Source organism: Namhaeicola litoreus (assembly GCF_042679565.1).
Taxonomy (GTDB): Bacteria; Bacteroidota; Bacteroidia; order Flavobacteriales; family Flavobacteriaceae; genus Namhaeicola; species Namhaeicola litoreus.
Genome location: NZ_JBHTMY010000004.1, coordinates 43,432 through 60,447, shown reverse-complemented (window position 1 = coordinate 60,447; position 17,016 = coordinate 43,432). Strand labels below are relative to the sequence as shown.

At 35.3% G+C, this 17,016-nt stretch carries 13 protein-coding genes; 6 read left to right on the top strand and 7 right to left on the bottom strand.

Annotation, left to right across the window (positions count from 1 at the left end):
- Positions 1–24: 24 nt before the first annotated feature.
- A complete protein-coding gene (locus tag ACFQ39_RS14215; RefSeq protein WP_377180149.1) occupies positions 25–687 on the bottom strand; it encodes a rhomboid family intramembrane serine protease in 663 nt (220 codons plus the stop codon).
- 74 nt (positions 688–761) lie between these two features.
- Here ACFQ39_RS14215 and ACFQ39_RS14210 point away from each other — a divergent pair, with 74 nt between their 5' ends.
- Positions 762–2,036 (top strand): replication-associated recombination protein A, encoded by a 1,275-nt coding sequence (locus ACFQ39_RS14210; RefSeq protein ID WP_377180147.1) that lies wholly within the window; start codon positions 762–764, stop codon positions 2,034–2,036.
- 1 nt (position 2,037) lies between these two features.
- Here ACFQ39_RS14210 and ACFQ39_RS14205 read toward each other — a convergent pair whose 3' ends face one another.
- The 3 genes from ACFQ39_RS14205 to ACFQ39_RS14195 all read right to left on the bottom strand — a co-directional run bounded on the left by ACFQ39_RS14205 (position 2,038) and on the right by ACFQ39_RS14195 (position 5,115).
- Positions 2,038–2,862, bottom strand: coding sequence for a hypothetical protein (locus tag ACFQ39_RS14205; protein WP_377180145.1), 825 nt, complete (start codon positions 2,860–2,862; stop codon positions 2,038–2,040).
- Between the two features lie 52 nt (positions 2,863–2,914).
- Positions 2,915–4,369 (bottom strand): DUF5723 family protein, encoded by a 1,455-nt coding sequence (locus tag ACFQ39_RS14200; RefSeq protein WP_377180143.1) that lies wholly within the window; start codon positions 4,367–4,369, stop codon positions 2,915–2,917.
- Positions 4,370–4,434: 65 nt separating this feature from the next.
- Positions 4,435–5,115: a YjjG family noncanonical pyrimidine nucleotidase gene (locus ACFQ39_RS14195; protein WP_377180141.1), complete on the bottom strand. Its 681-nt coding sequence runs from the start codon at positions 5,113–5,115 to the stop codon at positions 4,435–4,437.
- A gap of 57 nt (positions 5,116–5,172) precedes the next feature.
- On the opposite strand from ACFQ39_RS14195, the gene ACFQ39_RS14190 reads away from it, so the two are divergent.
- Both ACFQ39_RS14190 and ACFQ39_RS14185 read left to right on the top strand, forming a co-directional pair.
- Positions 5,173–6,303: a glycosyltransferase family 4 protein gene (locus ACFQ39_RS14190; RefSeq protein WP_377180139.1), complete on the top strand. Its 1,131-nt coding sequence runs from the start codon at positions 5,173–5,175 to the stop codon at positions 6,301–6,303.
- Positions 6,296–7,549 carry a polysaccharide biosynthesis C-terminal domain-containing protein gene (locus ACFQ39_RS14185; protein WP_377180137.1) on the top strand — a complete coding sequence of 418 codons (1,254 nt, stop codon included), beginning with the start codon at positions 6,296–6,298 and terminating at the stop codon, positions 7,547–7,549. Before ACFQ39_RS14190 ends, ACFQ39_RS14185 begins: the two co-directional genes overlap by 8 nt.
- On the opposite strand, the gene ACFQ39_RS14180 is transcribed toward ACFQ39_RS14185, so the two are convergent.
- From ACFQ39_RS14180 to radC, 3 genes are read right to left on the bottom strand one after another with little or no spacing between them, the layout of a single operon-like run.
- Positions 7,499–8,437: a hypothetical protein gene (locus tag ACFQ39_RS14180; RefSeq protein ID WP_377180135.1), complete on the bottom strand. Its 939-nt coding sequence runs from the start codon at positions 8,435–8,437 to the stop codon at positions 7,499–7,501. The genes ACFQ39_RS14185 and ACFQ39_RS14180 overlap by 51 nt on opposite strands.
- The gene (locus ACFQ39_RS14175) at positions 8,421–9,755 is read right to left on the bottom strand and encodes a polysaccharide deacetylase family protein (RefSeq protein ID WP_377180133.1); all 1,335 of its coding nucleotides are present in this window, start codon (positions 9,753–9,755) and stop codon (positions 8,421–8,423) included. Before ACFQ39_RS14175 ends, ACFQ39_RS14180 begins: the two co-directional genes overlap by 17 nt.
- Before the next feature lie 45 nt (positions 9,756–9,800).
- Positions 9,801–10,499: a RadC family protein gene (gene radC, locus ACFQ39_RS14170; RefSeq protein WP_377180131.1), complete on the bottom strand. Its 699-nt coding sequence runs from the start codon at positions 10,497–10,499 to the stop codon at positions 9,801–9,803.
- A gap of 73 nt (positions 10,500–10,572) precedes the next feature.
- Between radC and trkA the strand changes: the two genes are divergently transcribed.
- From trkA to ACFQ39_RS14155, 3 genes are all read left to right on the top strand, one after another.
- On the top strand, positions 10,573–11,922 hold the full coding sequence (trkA, locus tag ACFQ39_RS14165; RefSeq protein ID WP_377180129.1) for a Trk system potassium transporter TrkA: 1,350 nt from the start codon (positions 10,573–10,575) through the stop codon (positions 11,920–11,922).
- 45 nt (positions 11,923–11,967) lie between these two features.
- Positions 11,968–13,446 carry a TrkH family potassium uptake protein gene (locus tag ACFQ39_RS14160; RefSeq protein ID WP_377180501.1) on the top strand — a complete coding sequence of 493 codons (1,479 nt, stop codon included), beginning with the start codon at positions 11,968–11,970 and terminating at the stop codon, positions 13,444–13,446.
- A 109-nt stretch (positions 13,447–13,555) separates the two neighbouring features.
- Positions 13,556–16,981, top strand: coding sequence for a methylmalonyl-CoA mutase family protein (locus tag ACFQ39_RS14155; protein WP_377180127.1), 3,426 nt, complete (start codon positions 13,556–13,558; stop codon positions 16,979–16,981).
- Positions 16,982–17,016 lie beyond the last annotated feature (35 nt).

Here is a 17,016-nt window from a genome sequence, read left to right as displayed (position 1 = left end):
ATGGTAAAATTACCATGGCTTTTTTTATTTGTTTGGCGTAAAGTTCTCACTAGAAGGATCAATTTCCCAATACCTCTCATCCCCTTCTTCTACCTCCCCCTCTTCTATTTCCCAGCTAAATTGATTTCTTTGCGGACCTTCATTTCTAAAAATCCAAGCAAAGACCAAACCTACCAAAAAACCCGAAAGATGACCTTCCCAGGAGACATTTTCTTCAATAGGTAAAATATACCAAACCATGCTGCCATAAAGAAATATTATGGCCAGAGAAACCGCAATCAACCGGTAATACTTTCTAAAAATACCACTAAAAAATATAAAACTAAAGAGCATATAGACAACCCCACTCGCTCCAATATGGTACGATTTTCGACCAATAAGCCAGGTTAAAAATCCCAGACAAATCATTCCATAGATAAATATTTTGAGCGCCACATCTCTGTAAAAAAACCACAAACTCAGCATAAATAAAAAAAGAGGCACTGAATTATTGTACAAGTGATTGACATCTTTATGGATAAAAGGACCAAAAACAATTCCTCTTAAACCCATAAAATCACGAGGAAGTATCCCATATTTATTAAAACTGACACCAAATTTCAACTCGAACCAATACACGATCCATAGGAAAAGAACGAAGTAAAGTGGCACAGCCAATATCATCGGACTAAATTTAAATGTACTCATACTTCTTTAAAATCATTACACACTAAACAAAATTACACGATCAAAACTACAGTTAAAATATCTATTTTTACCATATGAATGCACCTTTGGCAGAAAGAATTAGACCCAAAACCCTGGAAGAATATATAGGACAGGATCATTTGATCGGGAAAAATGGCATCTTATCCAAACAAATGAATACTGGTTTAATACCCTCAATGATTTTATGGGGTCCACCGGGAATAGGGAAAACTACTTTGGCAAATTTGATAGCCAATAAATTTGACAGACCTTTTTATCAACTTAGTGCCATCCAAGCGGGCGTAAAAGAAGTAAGAGAAATTATTGAATCTGCAAAAAGAAACGAGGGAATTTTTACAACACAAAACCCCATCTTATTCATAGATGAAATTCATCGTTTTAGTAAATCGCAACAGGATTCTCTGCTAGGTGCAGTTGAAAAGGGTATCGTAACTTTAATTGGAGCCACAACAGAAAACCCTAGTTTTGAGGTTATCCCTGCCCTACTTTCGAGATGTCAGGTCTATATTTTAAATTCGTTCGACAAAGAGGCATTGAATGCCATATTATTGAGGGCGATAAACACGGATGAACTCATTAAAAAGAAGCAAATTAACTTAAAAGAAACCGAGGCCTTGATACAAATTTCTGGGGGTGATGCCAGAAAACTACTGAACATCTTTGAAATATTGGTAAGCGATGAAGCAGAAAAAATAGAAATCACGAATGATCTAGTATTAAAAAAAGTGCAAAAGAATGTAGCTCGCTACGACAAAAGTGGTGAGCAACATTACGACATCGTATCCGCTTTTATTAAATCCATCCGCGGAAGCGATCCTAATGGCGCGGTTTATTGGTTAGCCCGCATGATTGAAGGTGGTGAAGATGTAAAATTCATCGCAAGGAGAATGTTGATTCTTGCCTCCGAGGATATTGGCAATGCCAATCCTACAGCGTTCATTTTAGCCAATAATACATTTCAGGCTGTCGCCCAAATTGGATATCCCGAATCCAGATTAATCTTGAGCCAATGCGCTATTTATTTGGCCAATTCACCCAAAAGTAACGCCTCTTATGAGGCCATAGGAAAAGCCCAAGAATTGGTGAGAAAAACAGGTGATCTTTCTGTTCCACTTCATCTGCGCAACGCTCCTACCAAATTAATGAAAGACCTGGATTACGGAAAAAATTATAAATACGCCCATAATTACGAGCACAATTTTGCAGAACAAGAATACCTGCCGGATGAAATTAGTGGCACAAAACTTTATGAACCGGGAAATAATTCACGCGAAAACAGTTTTAGAACTTTTCTAAAACAATTGTGGAAAAATAAATATGGTTATTGAATTATTTTTTGGTAAAAACAACTGTTTCGATATTTCCGTTTTTGTTCACGTCAATTTTCAACTTACCTGACTCATCAAAATAACCGGTAGTCGATTCCATTTTCCCCTCAGGATTTTTCCAATTCACACGAAAAACATTAGGTAAAGAAGTTTGTTGAAAATCTCCAATGACCTCGCCAGGTTTTAATCCATCAACTTTACTCTCTGTGATATATGCCTGGTAGCCATTACTTTTAGGAATAAGCATAAAAGAGACATTGTCATTGGCATAGGTATGTGCAAACGACGCTACTTTTTCTTCTTCCTCTGGTATAGCCGTCACAACTACTTCAGGTTGCAATGGGGCTTGGGGCTGCAATACCTCCTCAGGTTGAGCGAGAACAGTTGGCGCAGCCACTACAGCAGGAAGCTGAGAACTAGTAGATTGCGTATTTTTAAGCGTAGGATTATATTGATAACCTAATTCTTGGACAGACTCAAAAGCATTGCGAAAAGCTTCATGATAACTCTTTGTATAGTCCTTTTCCTTACTTTTTCCCTCACCTGATTCAAAAACTAACTGTTGTTGACAGTCTTCTAACTTTAATTTAACTTTCGTTGTAAATAAATTCGAATCGTCTAACATAGACAAGTGAAGGGCAGAACAAGGGTTTTGAGCAAGATCACCGGGAAACGCCTCCCCTTCTTTTAAAGTTTTAAATCCTTCTTTTTCAAATAAAAACTGAGCCAAAGAATTGACTTGGTATTTGTCTTCTTCTTTTAAACTTTCAAATGTCCTTGGTACAATAATATACTCGTAAGCATCTAAAACGCTCTGAGCGTTCATACTTAGATAGGAGATAAAAAAAACTAGAAATATTTTAATTTTTGACATGTTTTTAATTTATGATCATATTTAAACCTACTTGAACTGATTGATAGTTACTTTCTTTGTAATTGAAGAGTCCTATTAAATTGTCTGCAGTCACAAAAAAGTTAAAGGTATTGAAATGGGTCGAAATTCCCAAGCCAAAATTCGTGTAGGAAAAACTATCTAGGGTATAGGTAGCTTTGGCCGATATATACTCATTTAAAGATCTTGCATAAAAACCGGTTACACCCCATTGAACACTTGCCGGGTGAAACTCTGTAAAAGTCTGAATACCAAATTCTTCGTACAATTCATATTGATCGAAATTGTAAATGGATCGCACATTTCTAAAAACAGAGTTGCCATTTCGTCTATAATTGGTAAGTATATTTCTGCGCTTGATTTCTGTATATAATTTTGGTGATCTGTATACCTGGTAACTTTTATTCAATTTTTGGAGAGGAAGTTGTCCACTCTCATAGTATTTATCATAAAGGTTAAGCCAATAACTCGGCTCACCTTCAAAAGGAGGAGTAAATGCTTCATCTGAAATTTCAAAGTCTTCAGTCACCTCAAAATTTTGGGCATCTGAAGAATATTTCAAATAATCCAAATCCAGCAAACTAGCGCTAAACAACATATGCTCACTAAATTTTCCGGATAAACCCAAATCAATTCCTACCCCATAATTTCCACCAAGAAAAAACAAATCCTGCACTATTTTAGACGGATCATCTCCTACGAATGCATAATTCTCATCCACTGTTCCATAGGAATTAAACACGGCATTTATACCGTTTAGCCTATGCTCATAATCGCCAAAAGCATCTTCTCCTAAACTATAGTTGCCTTCCACATTTCTAAAATCGACATCCATCGCGCCTGAAAGAAATTTGATTTTTGCACCCACTGTAAAGTTTTCGCTTACTTTCTTATTGATCCCTACATAAAATACATTCACTAATTCACCTATCACGAGCAATTCACTCAGATCTCTTCCCACACCAACATCCGGCAAACCATCTTGGTTTACATCGTCTCCATAAAAAAACATCTCCATGGTTGTTTTGGGATATTTTCCGTAAAATTTTGAATCTGTGGTAATTCCAAAAGACAAATAGTAATCGGGATCTCTTAGTCTAAAACCCAAGTTGAGCAATTCCATTTGCGCATTTCCGGTAAAAAAATCATCTTTACTTAAACCTAGGTTAAATATATTCCGAAGTTTACTCAAATTACCATCTATACCTTCCAGTCCTTGATTGATGGCGTTGTAATTAAAATCGCTGTTTGAAACTCCAACCTGAAAGTAAATATTTGATAGTAAAGGAATTCCAAAATGCTTTTCCATCTGAACCTCAGCTCCGGGATTCAAATTTAAAGTTTGAGGTAATCCGTCAAATCCATACAGAATTTGATTGTTTTGCGCAGAAACAAAGTATGAAAATATTAGGCAAGAAATAAATAAAAAACTTTTCTGCATCAGGGGATTTTAGCAGTTTTAAAATCTAAAAATAAACAATATTTTTAAAACTTATTCCGATTGATTTATAAGAACTTCTTCAATTCGATCAAACTTTTAACAGAAATGTTGCCATTGATATTCTTTTCTCCGTTTAATCTGCAATGGATGGCTTGCATCCCTACCATTTTTGCGCCTTCTATATCTGCTTCTGCATTGTCACCCAACATCATGCTTTCTTCCGGTTTTGCTTTAGCCATTTCTAAAGCATAATGAAATATTTTAGGGTTTGGCTTTTTCACACCTACCTGTTCACTCGTAATTACTTGTTTAAAAAAAGGGGTCAATTTAGAACTTTCCATTTTTCTGTACTGGATTTCATTAAATCCATTTGTAATGATGTGTAGTTCGTATCGTTCTACCAAATAAGCTAAAACCTCATAGGTATGCTCAAAAACATGGTTAAAATCCGCCAGATGTTCTATGTAATCAACAGCTAAAATGTCAATCAATTCATCAGACACAGCATAGCTCAAAAGGTCAAAACTTTCCTTTAATCGACCATACCTCAATTCAGCTTTAGACACTTTTTCTTCGCGATAAAGCTTCCAATACCTTTCATTTATCGGATGGTAAATCTCGTTAAAATCATGAACCTTTACCCCTATCGCGTGTTTTTGAAATACCTTTTCAAAAGTCAATCTTGAATTTTTTTCGAAATCCCAAAGCGTATGATCTAAATCAAAAAATATATGTTTTATTTTCATCGGTTCTTATTTATCAAAAAGTGTCTTACTTTGGTGCACTAAAGTAGGACTTAGATTTTGAAGAAAAAAAAACTACACATATTATTCTTAAACAGTTGGTTTCCCTCAAAAATATTTCCATATAACGGAGATTTTATTCAACGCCATGCCAATGCAGTGGCTTTAAAACATGAAGTAACAAGTCTTCATTTTGTAACAGATAAAAATCTAGGTAAAAAATATGTTTCTGAGGAAATTTTAAACCATGTGAGAACCATCATTGTCTATCTTCCAGAAACAAAATTTTTATTACAGAAAATTCTACTGTTTTATAAGGCTTATGTTGAGCAATTGAATAGATTAGCTCCTTATGATTTGATTCAGGTCAACCGGATTCACCCTATTGGCATTTTTGCTTTAATCACGAAAGCATTTAGAAAAAAACCTTTACTATTAATGGAGCATTTTACAGGATATGCCTATCCAAACCTGATTAAAATATGTGGCATTGAAAAATTATCATTAAAATTAGTGGGTAATTACGCCGATGGAATTCTCACTGTCTCTGAGCATCTGGCTCAGGGTATGAGAAAACTGGGTGTTCAAAACAAATTCTATACTATCCCAAATGTAGTTGATACAGCTGTATTTACACCCCGAAATCATCAAAATACTGTTTTTCAGATTTTACATGTCTCTAGTTTAAATGATGCTCATAAAAATATTAGTGGTATTCTCAATGTGGCGCAAAAACTTCTATCAGATAATATAAATTTTCATCTTACCATGTTGGGCGGTGAAGGCAACGAATTTTATATAAAAGTGGATGAATTAGGCCTGCAACACCATATTACCTTTATTCCTCAGGTCGATCATAACAAGGTAGCCGAGTTTATGCAGCAGTCTGATCTTTTACTTTTATTTAGTAACTATGAAAATTTACCCTGTGTCATCCTCGAGTCATTTGCCTGCGGATTACCGGTTGTGAGCACTAAAGTGGGTGGAATTTGCGAATTTTTTCCTGCTGATTTTGGTATTTTGGTAGAGGCGAATAATGAAATCGAACTGTTTAATGCGATTAAAGCCCAAATTAATAAAGGTGCTACAAACAAACAAATCATGCATTCCTATGCTAAAAAATATTTTTCTAAGGAGGTAATCGCAAGTAAGTTTACCGAAGTCTATTTGAACTTAGTGAAAAATGGATAGCATAAAAACCTATATCAAAAACTTTTTATCACGTAAAGGTGGATGGGTTTTCTCATCTATGATCATTGGTAAATTATTTATCTTTTTTAGTTCCTGGATAGCCTTAAAACTGTTACCTCAAGACGATTTGGGCTATCTACTTTTTGCCTTGAATATCATCTTGTTTTTTGTACCCATATCGGGACTTGGTGCAACACATGGCTTGTTGCGATTTGGTTCATTTCAAGAAACTAGTGATTCTCGACAAAATCTGTTACGTGAGGTTCTAATAAAGGGATTCATATTTTCCACGATATTAATGGGTAGCATCATCGTAATGAGTCGTTTTTTAACCATAAAAATGCCAGGGTCCCAGTTTTATCTTCTGGGCCTTTCATTCCTCATTCTCACTTTGTTTTTTTTAGAAGCCATAAAAACATATTACCGAATTATCGGAAAAAACGAGATCTATGCAAAAATCGAAATAACTAATGCCCTCATTTTACTTCCAGCTGTTTTTATCACCTGTTATTTTTTCGGGATTTGGGGTTATCTAAGCACGCTCGTCCTAACACCCATGTTGGCTACCTTGGTCTATTTTCCTAAAAACATAATTCAAACTTCCACTTCAGGAAATAAATTATTAGGAATCGATTTTTGGAAATATAGCGTCTTTACAGGACTATCAAATTCAGTCACTCAACTACTCGCTATAGCCGATATATTCTTGATTGGTTATTTATTGAAAGATCCAGCTCAGGTAACATTCTACAAGTATTTAAGCCTCATTCCTCTTAGTTTGGTGTTGTTGCCAAATGCTTTTTTGATGACAGATTTTGTTTCATTAACCACTCATATAAAAAATAGTCGGTATATTTCTCAGTACATCAAGCAATATATTTCATTATTAATTATAATCCTATTAGGAATCTGGACGATTCATTTTATTTTTATTGAGGATATTTTGAAGTTTTTAGGGCGAGATTTTCTTCCTTATAAAAAAGTTTATCTGTTCCTGCTTTTTGGCGTAACCGCAGTCATATTGTTGAGAATTTTATTTGGAAATTTACTTTCAGCCTTTGGCAAAGCGCGAATTAATTTTTGGATTGCCAGTTTTTCAGTAGTCATCAACCTTTTATTAAATCTGTATTTTATTCCTACACAAGGAATTTTGGGTGCGGCAATTACATCATGCCTTACCATGTGGATAAGCTCCTTACTTTCTATGTTTTGCGTTTACTATTTTTTGAAAAAGTCGGGTAAGTGAAGATTGGTAATGAAAATAGATCTCCTCTTCTACCCCAAAACTCTTAAAAAATGTGGCGATATTTTGGTTCATCGAACCTTCAAAGTCAAAAATTTCAAATTGCCGACTGTAAAAATGCAATGCAAAATCTATGAGAAAAGATAGCGCTTGCTTTTCTCTTCCCTCCACACTTTGAACTGAAAACAAGTAGGTTACACGATTTTGGTGTTTGATAAATATTGCTCCTCCCAATAGATGACTATTCTCGTCAAAAACTCCCCATTGATCAACCATTTGTTTTTTTTTCAAAACCTCAACTAATTTTCTCAATTTTCTCAAATCAAGTTCAGATCGCAACTGATCTTTATGGTAATATTTTTGATGAAGTTCAATTAAGTCTTTACATTCTTCCATCTTAGTGCAATTAAGACCATTTTTTGCACCCTGATTTACTGCACTTTTTCTACCTTTTGAATAACTCCTTATAAAGTACTCATCCTTATTTATAAACTTGATAAAATTCTTTCTTTGAATAGAATCTTCTAATATAAATTTGTTCTGTGCATTGAAAAATACATCGACAAAAAGAAAGTGTCCAGTTAATTGTTTTACAAAAATTTGAAAGATTTTATGAGTAATTGAATTTCGATAAAAAATACCCAATTGTTGCACCCAGGGAGGTAAAAAAACATAGGTGATGCCAAATTTCTTGTGCAGTGGTAAAGGCAAAACCGCTTCATAATTATTTAAAACCAAACAGCCCCATTCTTCACAGACCACATCCAGGTACCAGCTAAAACCATAAATCAGCGAATTTTGAGCGTCAAAAATACAAGCATCATATTTTACCGTATCTAACTCATTTCTGGCAACAAAATTGATTTGTATTTCCTCATTCTTTCTCCCCATTCGCTTTCGCTAAAAACTCTTCAAACTTTTTGTTCCAACCTTTCCACCTACCTGTTCCACTCAGCGATTCGTTGTGAAAAATAGTAATCATTGTTCCATCAACTTTTTTGACTTCATCCAATAACTTACTCATCGTGTCAAAAGATCTTTTTGTAGTGTAATTTAAATAATCCTTGAGTGTACCATCCATCACTGCAAATGGGAAAATTTTCAACGGAGTCTGAATTTCAAAGTCCAAATCATAAAAATAAAATGGCGTACAAGTTCCCGCCCTAAAACCATAATGCTTTGCAAAACCCATGGTGTAATCTTCATTTATCTCTAAATCCAATAAATATTGATACGTTTCCGGCAACTCGATACGCAAATAATGATGTCGTGATTTTTTTACAGGATAGTTCAAAATATTGTCTAAGCGTTTCTTTTCTTCTTTTATTTTTTGTTCATCTTTCATAGAAAAATAAGAGGGATGCAAACCAATAGAAACATAATCCGCCAGATCTTTTATCAATAGTTTAAACCGGCTGTTATTCACAGAAATATTTTTATCGAATGAGGTGTAATTGCTCAGTAAAAAGAAAAATATTAGTTCAATGTCATACTTTTTATGCAGTTCAATTAGATCTTCGTAAATATCATAGGGATCTTTTCTCAAATTAAAGACAATTAATAATCTCTCAACTATTTTTTGAAACTGCAATTGGGCCAAATCCTTTAAAAGGCCTCCCAAATTTCTAATAAAACCTTTATGTCTATAGCAATAGGCCATATCTACATCAATAGTGGAAATAAGTTTAAATTCTCTTTTCTCAAAAACAAAATCAGGAAACCTTTTCTGTAATAGATCCCTTAGTTTATATGACCAAATATCAATAATGGGTTTGTGTAAAAATTTTTGCTGGTAAGCAAAACTTTCTGATGCCGGAAAACGCTCGAACTCATCTTTTACATGCGGTAAATACTCTTCATACCTACTCAATAAATAAAAACTCGCTGAAAATATATCAAAAGGCATCATAGAAGGTGCTGACACCTGAAAGAAAATAGGGATCTCCTCCCATTCTGTTATTTGTGGATCCCAATAATCAATTCCTTGATCAAACAAAAGATCTGTCGAACGGACAAAAAACTCATTCCCTAATTGTTGTCGTCCATAAGACATTTTAAGTCCTTCATGCGCTATAAAATCTTCAATTTTTAAGGTAAAATTTACTTGAACATTTAAAATTCTGGTAAAAATATGCTTGAAAATATAAGTAAGTCTGGGTGTAATTTTATGTGTATATACAAGCAACATAGGGTAATTTCTTTCGCTCAAATGTACGGTTTATTTCAACTTTGGTCTACACTTTAGTCTCTTGGCTCATATTCTTCCTTCATCGGCAAAACTATAAAAATGATTACCTGAAATGATTAGATGATCTAATACCTTTATATCCAGAACCTTGCCTGCTTCTGTTATTTTTTGTGTAAGATTTATATCTGCTTGACTAGGTTTTAATCCCCCTGAAGGGTGGTTATGACATAAAATAATAGCAGTAGAAAAAAGCTCTAACGCCATTTTAAACACAAGACGAACATCCACCACGGTTCCCGTAATTCCTCCAGAACTTATTTTCTGTTTTGAGAGAACTTTGTTCGAATTATTCAAAAAAACTATCCAAAATTCTTCTAATTCTAATTCTCCAATGATAGGTTGCATCAACTCAAAAACGTCTTTGCTCGAAGAAATATTCGCTTTTACCAAAGCATCTTCAAGTCTTCTTCTCCTTCCCAATTCTAAAGCCGTAATGATACTAAGTGCTTTTGCTTCCCCTATCCCTTTGAACTTCATCAGATCAGAAATACCCAATTTTCCTAATTCGAGCAAATTGTGGTTTACACTTCCTAAAATTCGCTGACAAAGTGATACGGCATTTTCCTCTCTGTTACCTGATCCAATTAATATGGCAAGCAATTCTGCATCGCTCAAGGCCTCTTTTCCTTTACTCATTAATTTTTCCCGAGGTTTATCATCGGCCTTCCATTCTTTAATACCTAAAGATTTGTTTGAGAGGATCATACTTTTTTTATGATAAAGATATAAAGGAAAAAGTATACATTTGTACGATATAATCTTTGAGTTTTCAAATTTCATGAAAATTATTATTGCCGGAGCAGGTGAAGTGGGATACCATCTTGCCAAACTTCTTTCTTACGAATCGCACGAGATCACTTTGATCGACGAAAACAAAGAACGTCTGATTTACTCCGACACTAGACTCGATATCAAAACAATTCAAGATAATGCCACTTCTGTATCTTGTTTAAAAAATGCTGACATCAGGAATGCCGATTTGCTTATTGCAGTAACATCTTCTGAAACCACCAACATTGCCATTTGTGTCATTGCCAAACAATTAGGTGCTAAGAAAACGATTGCCCGTATTTCTGATCCCGAATTAATCAGTAATAAAGAAGAAATCGATTTTGCCGCATTGGGTATAGATGAACTTATTTCTACAGAGGAATTAGCCGCGCATGAAATCCAAGGTTTGATTGATAATACAGCCTTTCAAGATTCGCACGAATTTGAAAACGGTGCCTTGATCATGCTTGGGATGAAAATCGCGAAAACAGCGCCGATTGAAGGGAAAACGGTAAAAGAGGCTGCTGATATGTTTGGCGAAATAAATTTTATGCCGGTGGCCATTAAGCACAAAGATTCTCAAGAAACAATTATTCCAAGAGGAGATAGCGTATTTAATCGTGAAGATATTTTATATTTTATCACAACACCAGAAGGGGTTGAGCAAATCCAAAAAATATCGGGTATTTTTAACGAAGAGATCAAAGATGTAATGATTCTCGGTGGAAGCGGAATTGGATATATTACTGCCGTTGATCTGGCAGAAAATGATTTCAACGTTAAACTGATTGAAAGAGATAAATCGAAGGCCATTGGTTTGGCAGAAAAATTACCTGATACACTTGTGATTTACGGAGACGGGCGTGATGTTGATTTATTGACGGAAGAAAATGTTGATGAAATGGATGCTTTTATAGCCGTTACCGGAAGATCTGAAACGAATATTATGGCCTGTCTTGTAGCCAAATCTAAAGGAGTTAAAAGAACCATAGCCCTCGTAGAAAATATCGACTTTTTTAAATTGTCAAAAAATATAGGTATAGATACACTCATCAATAAAAAAATTCTCGCCGCAAATAGCATTTTTAGATATATCAGGAAAGGAGAAGTCTTAGAAATGACCATGTTAAATAATGTTGAAGCAGAAATTTTAGAATTTAATGTACATGAGGACTCAAAAATTACTCGGTCTATCATTCGAGATCTGAGTTTTCCGAGAGATGCCATTATAGGTGGTGTAGTTAGAAATAAAAAAGGACTTATTCCTTTAGGAGGATTTCAAATTCAAAAAGATGATAAAGTAGTCGTTTGTTGTTTACCTACAGTAGTTCCGAAAGTAGAAAAATTCTTTAATTAAGTGCAACGAATAATTAGAAAACTCAATATAAAAATCATCATTCAAATGATGGGTTTTTTACTCATTTTTAATGGTGGTTTTATGCTTATTTCTGCCTTGGTTAGTTTCGTAAATCACGAAGCTGCCACCAGAGGAATCTTGATTTCCGGTTTACTATCTATTGCCATTGGAGGAATTTCTCAATTTGCCACCAAAGGTTTTAAGAAAGAAATCAAAAAAAGGGAAGGGTATTTGGTTGTTGCTTTGGGTTGGATTGTGATGTCTTTTTCAGGAGCTCTTCCATACTATATTACAGAAAATATTCCCAGTTTTACCGATGCTTTCTTTGAGACGATGTCGGGATATACAACCACAGGTGCAAGTATATTAAATGATATTGAATCTCTGCCAAAAGGTTTGTTATTATGGCGCAGCACAACGCATTGGATTGGAGGTATGGGAATTATCGTTATGGCCATCGCTATTTTGCCATTGCTGGGCATTGGAGGTATGCAAATGTTCGCCGCGGAAGCCCCGGGACCTTCTACAGATAAATTACATCCCAGGATTACCGATACAGCAAAACGTTTATGGGTATTGTATTTCAGCTTAACACTTATTGAAACATTTTTGCTGAAACTGGCAGGTATGAATTTTTTCGATGCGATTAATCATGCCATGAGTACCCTTTCCACAGGTGGTTTTTCTACTAAAAATGCGAGTATTGCCTATTGGAACGATCAACCATTGATTCAGTATATTATTATCGTATTCATGTTTATAGCGGGTACAAATTTTGTCTTGAGTTATTATATCGCAAAAGGAAAGTTCAAAAAAGCCTTTCAAGATGAAGAATTTAAGGTTTATTTAATCGGGGTATTCATGCTAACGGCGATTTCCACTTATGTCATTTATAACTTTGCAAATGTTTCAAAATTACCAACCGATATTCAGTTGATAGCGCATCCTATGATTTATGGCGAATTGGAAAGTTCTTTCCGACATGCACTTTTTCAAGTGCTCGCTGTGATTACTACCACCGGATTTGTTTCAGCTGATTTCACCATTTGGTCACCATTTTTAACTGTCATGTTTTTCGTGATGATGTTCTCCGGAGCTTCGGCGGGATCAACTGCCGGTGGTGTTAAAATTGTACGCCATATCATCATGATTAAAAATGGATTTTTAGAATTCAAAAGAACCATACACCCCAATGCAATTATACCTGTTCGCTATAACGACAAACCTGTAACACGAGGCATTGTATTTAACATCATGGCTTTTTTCATTTTATATTTAGTGGTATTTGTCTTTGGTTCCTTAGTTTTTAGCGCCATGGGCATAGATTTTATTACTTCCTTAGGAGCGGCAGCATCGTCCTTGGGTAACGTTGGTCCAGCTTTTGGAGATTTGAGTCCGGTAAACAATTACGATAGTCTGCCTCCTGCAGGCAAATGGTGGTCTTCCTTTTTAATGCTATTAGGAAGGTTAGAGCTTTTTACAGTTCTAATAATTTTTACGCCTGCTTTCTGGAAAAACATCTAAACTTCTGCTTTTTTTTAACATTTTTTTACATTATTATCAACCTGCGACTAATTTTAGGAGCTTTAGGATGGTCAAATTTTGAGTAAATTGCACTTTTAAATTTTCAAGTATGAATACAATGAAGCCCTACCAGCCCAAGCATAAAATTAGAATTGTTACTGCTGCTTCCCTTTTTGATGGTCATGACGCCGCAATTAATGTCATGCGCAGAATAATTCAAGCCACAGGGGTTGAAGTGATTCATTTGGGGCACGACAGGAGTGTAGAGGAAGTGGTGAATACGGCGATACAAGAAGATGCAAATGCCATTGCCATGACATCCTATCAAGGGGGACACATGGAATATTTCAAATATATGTACGACCTTCTACAAGAAAAAGAAGCATCGCAGATAAAGATTTTTGGTGGTGGGGGTGGTGTAATTTTACCTCATGAAATAAAAGAATTGATGGATTATGGCATCTGTCGAATCTATTCGCCAGATGACGGCAGAGTCATGGGACTTCAAGGAATGATCAACGATCTAGTAAAACAATCAGATTTTACTTTGGACAGTTTGCAAATAAATTCGTCTTTAGAAAATTCACTACGAGACAATCCTTCAGGGACCATTGCCAGACTCATCACTTTAGCTGAAAACTATCCTCAAAAATATAAAACTGCAGAGGTTCAATTTAAGAAGAAAGATACGCCCATTTTAGGAATAACAGGAACGGGTGGGGCTGGCAAATCTTCCTTGGTAGATGAATTAGTGAGAAGATTTCTGAATGATTTTCCAGACAAACATATCGCTATACTTTCTGTAGACCCAACCAAAAGGAAAACTGGAGGAGCTTTATTAGGAGACAGAATAAGAATGAATGCCATAAATAATTCCAGGGTTTATATGCGTTCAATGGCCACACGTCAATCCAATTTAGCATTATCAAAGAATGTAAGTGAAGGATTGGATGTACTTAAAGCCGCAAATTTCGATTTAATCTTATTGGAGTCTAGTGGTATAGGTCAATCGGATACCGAAATATTAGATTTTGCTGATGTTGCTTTATATGTGATGACACCGGAATATGGTGCCGCAACCCAGCTCGAAAAAATTGATATGATCGATTATGCAGATGTGATCGCTTTAAATAAATTCGACAAGCGCGGTGCATTGGATGCCTTGAGAGATGTTAAAAAACAATACCAAAGAAATCACTTGCTTTGGACAACAAGTTTTGATCACATGCCAGTCTTTGGTACCATTGCTTCACAATTTAACGATCCTGGAACGCAAAATCTCTATGTAGAAATTTTAAAAAAGATTGAAGCCAAGACAGGGAAAGCATTTCATACTCATCTTAAAACTACCGAAGACAGTAGCGAAAAGCAGTATATAATTCCACCTAATAGAACGCGATATTTGTCAGAGATTGTAGAAAACAATCGAAACTATGACAAACAAGTAAAATTGCAAAGCAAAATCGCCGATCAGTTATTTGGCATCCATCAAACACTACAAACCTTTACAGGCTCTGAAATTTCTTTGAATGAACATGGATTGGACAAAGAATTTTTAAAAGGTATTAAAGAAAGTCAAACTGAACAGATTTGCACCGTTCTTTATGATACTTTTCAGAAATTAAAATTCGAATTAAATCAGACTTATTGGAAAGAAATTTACAATTTCGAAAAAGAGAAAAAACGATACCTCGATAAGGTTTTTTCGTTTCAGGTGAGAGATAAAAAAATTGAAGTTAAAACGCATACCACCTCTTTATCACATATAGAAATCCCTAAAATTTCGGTGCCCAGGTTTAAAGCTTGGGGAGATATTTTATCTTGGATTCAGCAAGAAAATTTTCCCGGAAAATTCCCCTTTACCGCAGGAATTTATCCCTTTAAAAGAACGGAAGAAGACCCAACCAGAATGTTTGCCGGTGAGGGTGGACCAGAAAGAACCAATCGCAGATTTCATTATGTAAGCAAAGATTCTAAAGCAAAGAGGTTATCAACTGCTTTTGACAGTGTGACCTTATACGGAAATGACCCTGATCGAAGACCTGATATTTACGGGAAAATCGGCAATTCGGGTGTGTCGATTTGCTGTTTAGACGACATGAAGAAGTTGTATTCAGGCTTTGACCTTAGTGATCCATTGACATCGGTCTCAATGACGATCAATGGTCCGGCACCTATGTTATTAGGTTTTTTCCTGAATACAGCCATTGATCAAGCCTGTGAAAAATATATTTTTGCTCAAGGACTAGAAACAGAAATCGAGAAAAAAATCTTTCAAGCATACCATAAAAAAGGGATAGAAAGACCTGTTTATCAAGGAGAGTTACCACCTGGAAATAGTGGATTGGGACTATTTTTATTGGGCACAACCGGAGATCAAGTTTTACCTCAACCTATTTATGAAAAAATCAAAGCGGAAACAATTTCTAAAGTAAGAGGAACTGTTCAAGCAGATATTTTAAAAGAGGATCAAGCACAGAACACCTGTATCTTCTCTACCGAATTTGCCCTAAAAATTATGGGCGATGTACAAGCTTATTTTATCGAAAATAATATCCGCAATTTTTATTCTGTCTCAATCTCAGGTTATCACATTGCGGAAGCAGGAGCCAATCCCATTTCACAACTCGCTTTTACTCTTTCAAACGGATTTACCTATGTGGAGTATTATTTGAGTCGGGGCATGGATATCAACAAATTCGGCCCAAACCTTTCATTCTTTTTCTCTAACGGTGTAGATCCGGAGTATGCTGTGATTGGCAGAGTTGCGCGTAAATTATGGGCAAAAGCGATGAAACTAAAATATGGAGCCAACGAAAGAGCTCAAATGCTCAAATACCATATCCAAACTTCCGGGAGAAGTTTACACGCGCAAGAGATTGATTTTAATGACATCAGAACTACCTTACAAGCCCTTTATGCTATTTATGACAATTGCAACTCTTTACATACCAATGCCTACGATGAGGCCATAACAACTCCTACAGAGGAGTCGGTGCGCAGAGCCATGGCGATACAACTGATTATTAATAACGAATTGGGCTTGGCAAAAAATGAAAATCCTTTACAAGGTGCTTTTATCATTGAAGAATTGACCGATTTGGTTGAAGAGGCGGTATATGCCGAGTTTGATAGAATTACAGAAAGAGGCGGTGTTTTAGGGGCTATGGAGACCATGTATCAGCGTTCAAAAATTCAAGAGGAAAGCTTGTATTACGAAGAACTTAAACATTCAGGTGATTATCCGATCATCGGTGTAAATACTTTTTTGAGCAGTAAAGGTTCACCTACCATATTACCACAGGAGGTGATTCGCGCAACTGAAATAGAAAAAGAACAACAAATTAAAACAGTTGGAAATCTTAAAAAATTTAGAGAAGAAATTACTCAAATTCAAATTGAAAAACTCCAGAAAAGTGCCGTTAATAATCACAATTTATTTGAAGAATTAATGGAAACTACCAAATATTGTACATTGGGCCAAATAACCCATGCTCTTTTTGAAGTTGGAGGTCAATACAGAAGAAATATGTAAAATTTTTGTGTAATATATTACATTTGAAAGATCAA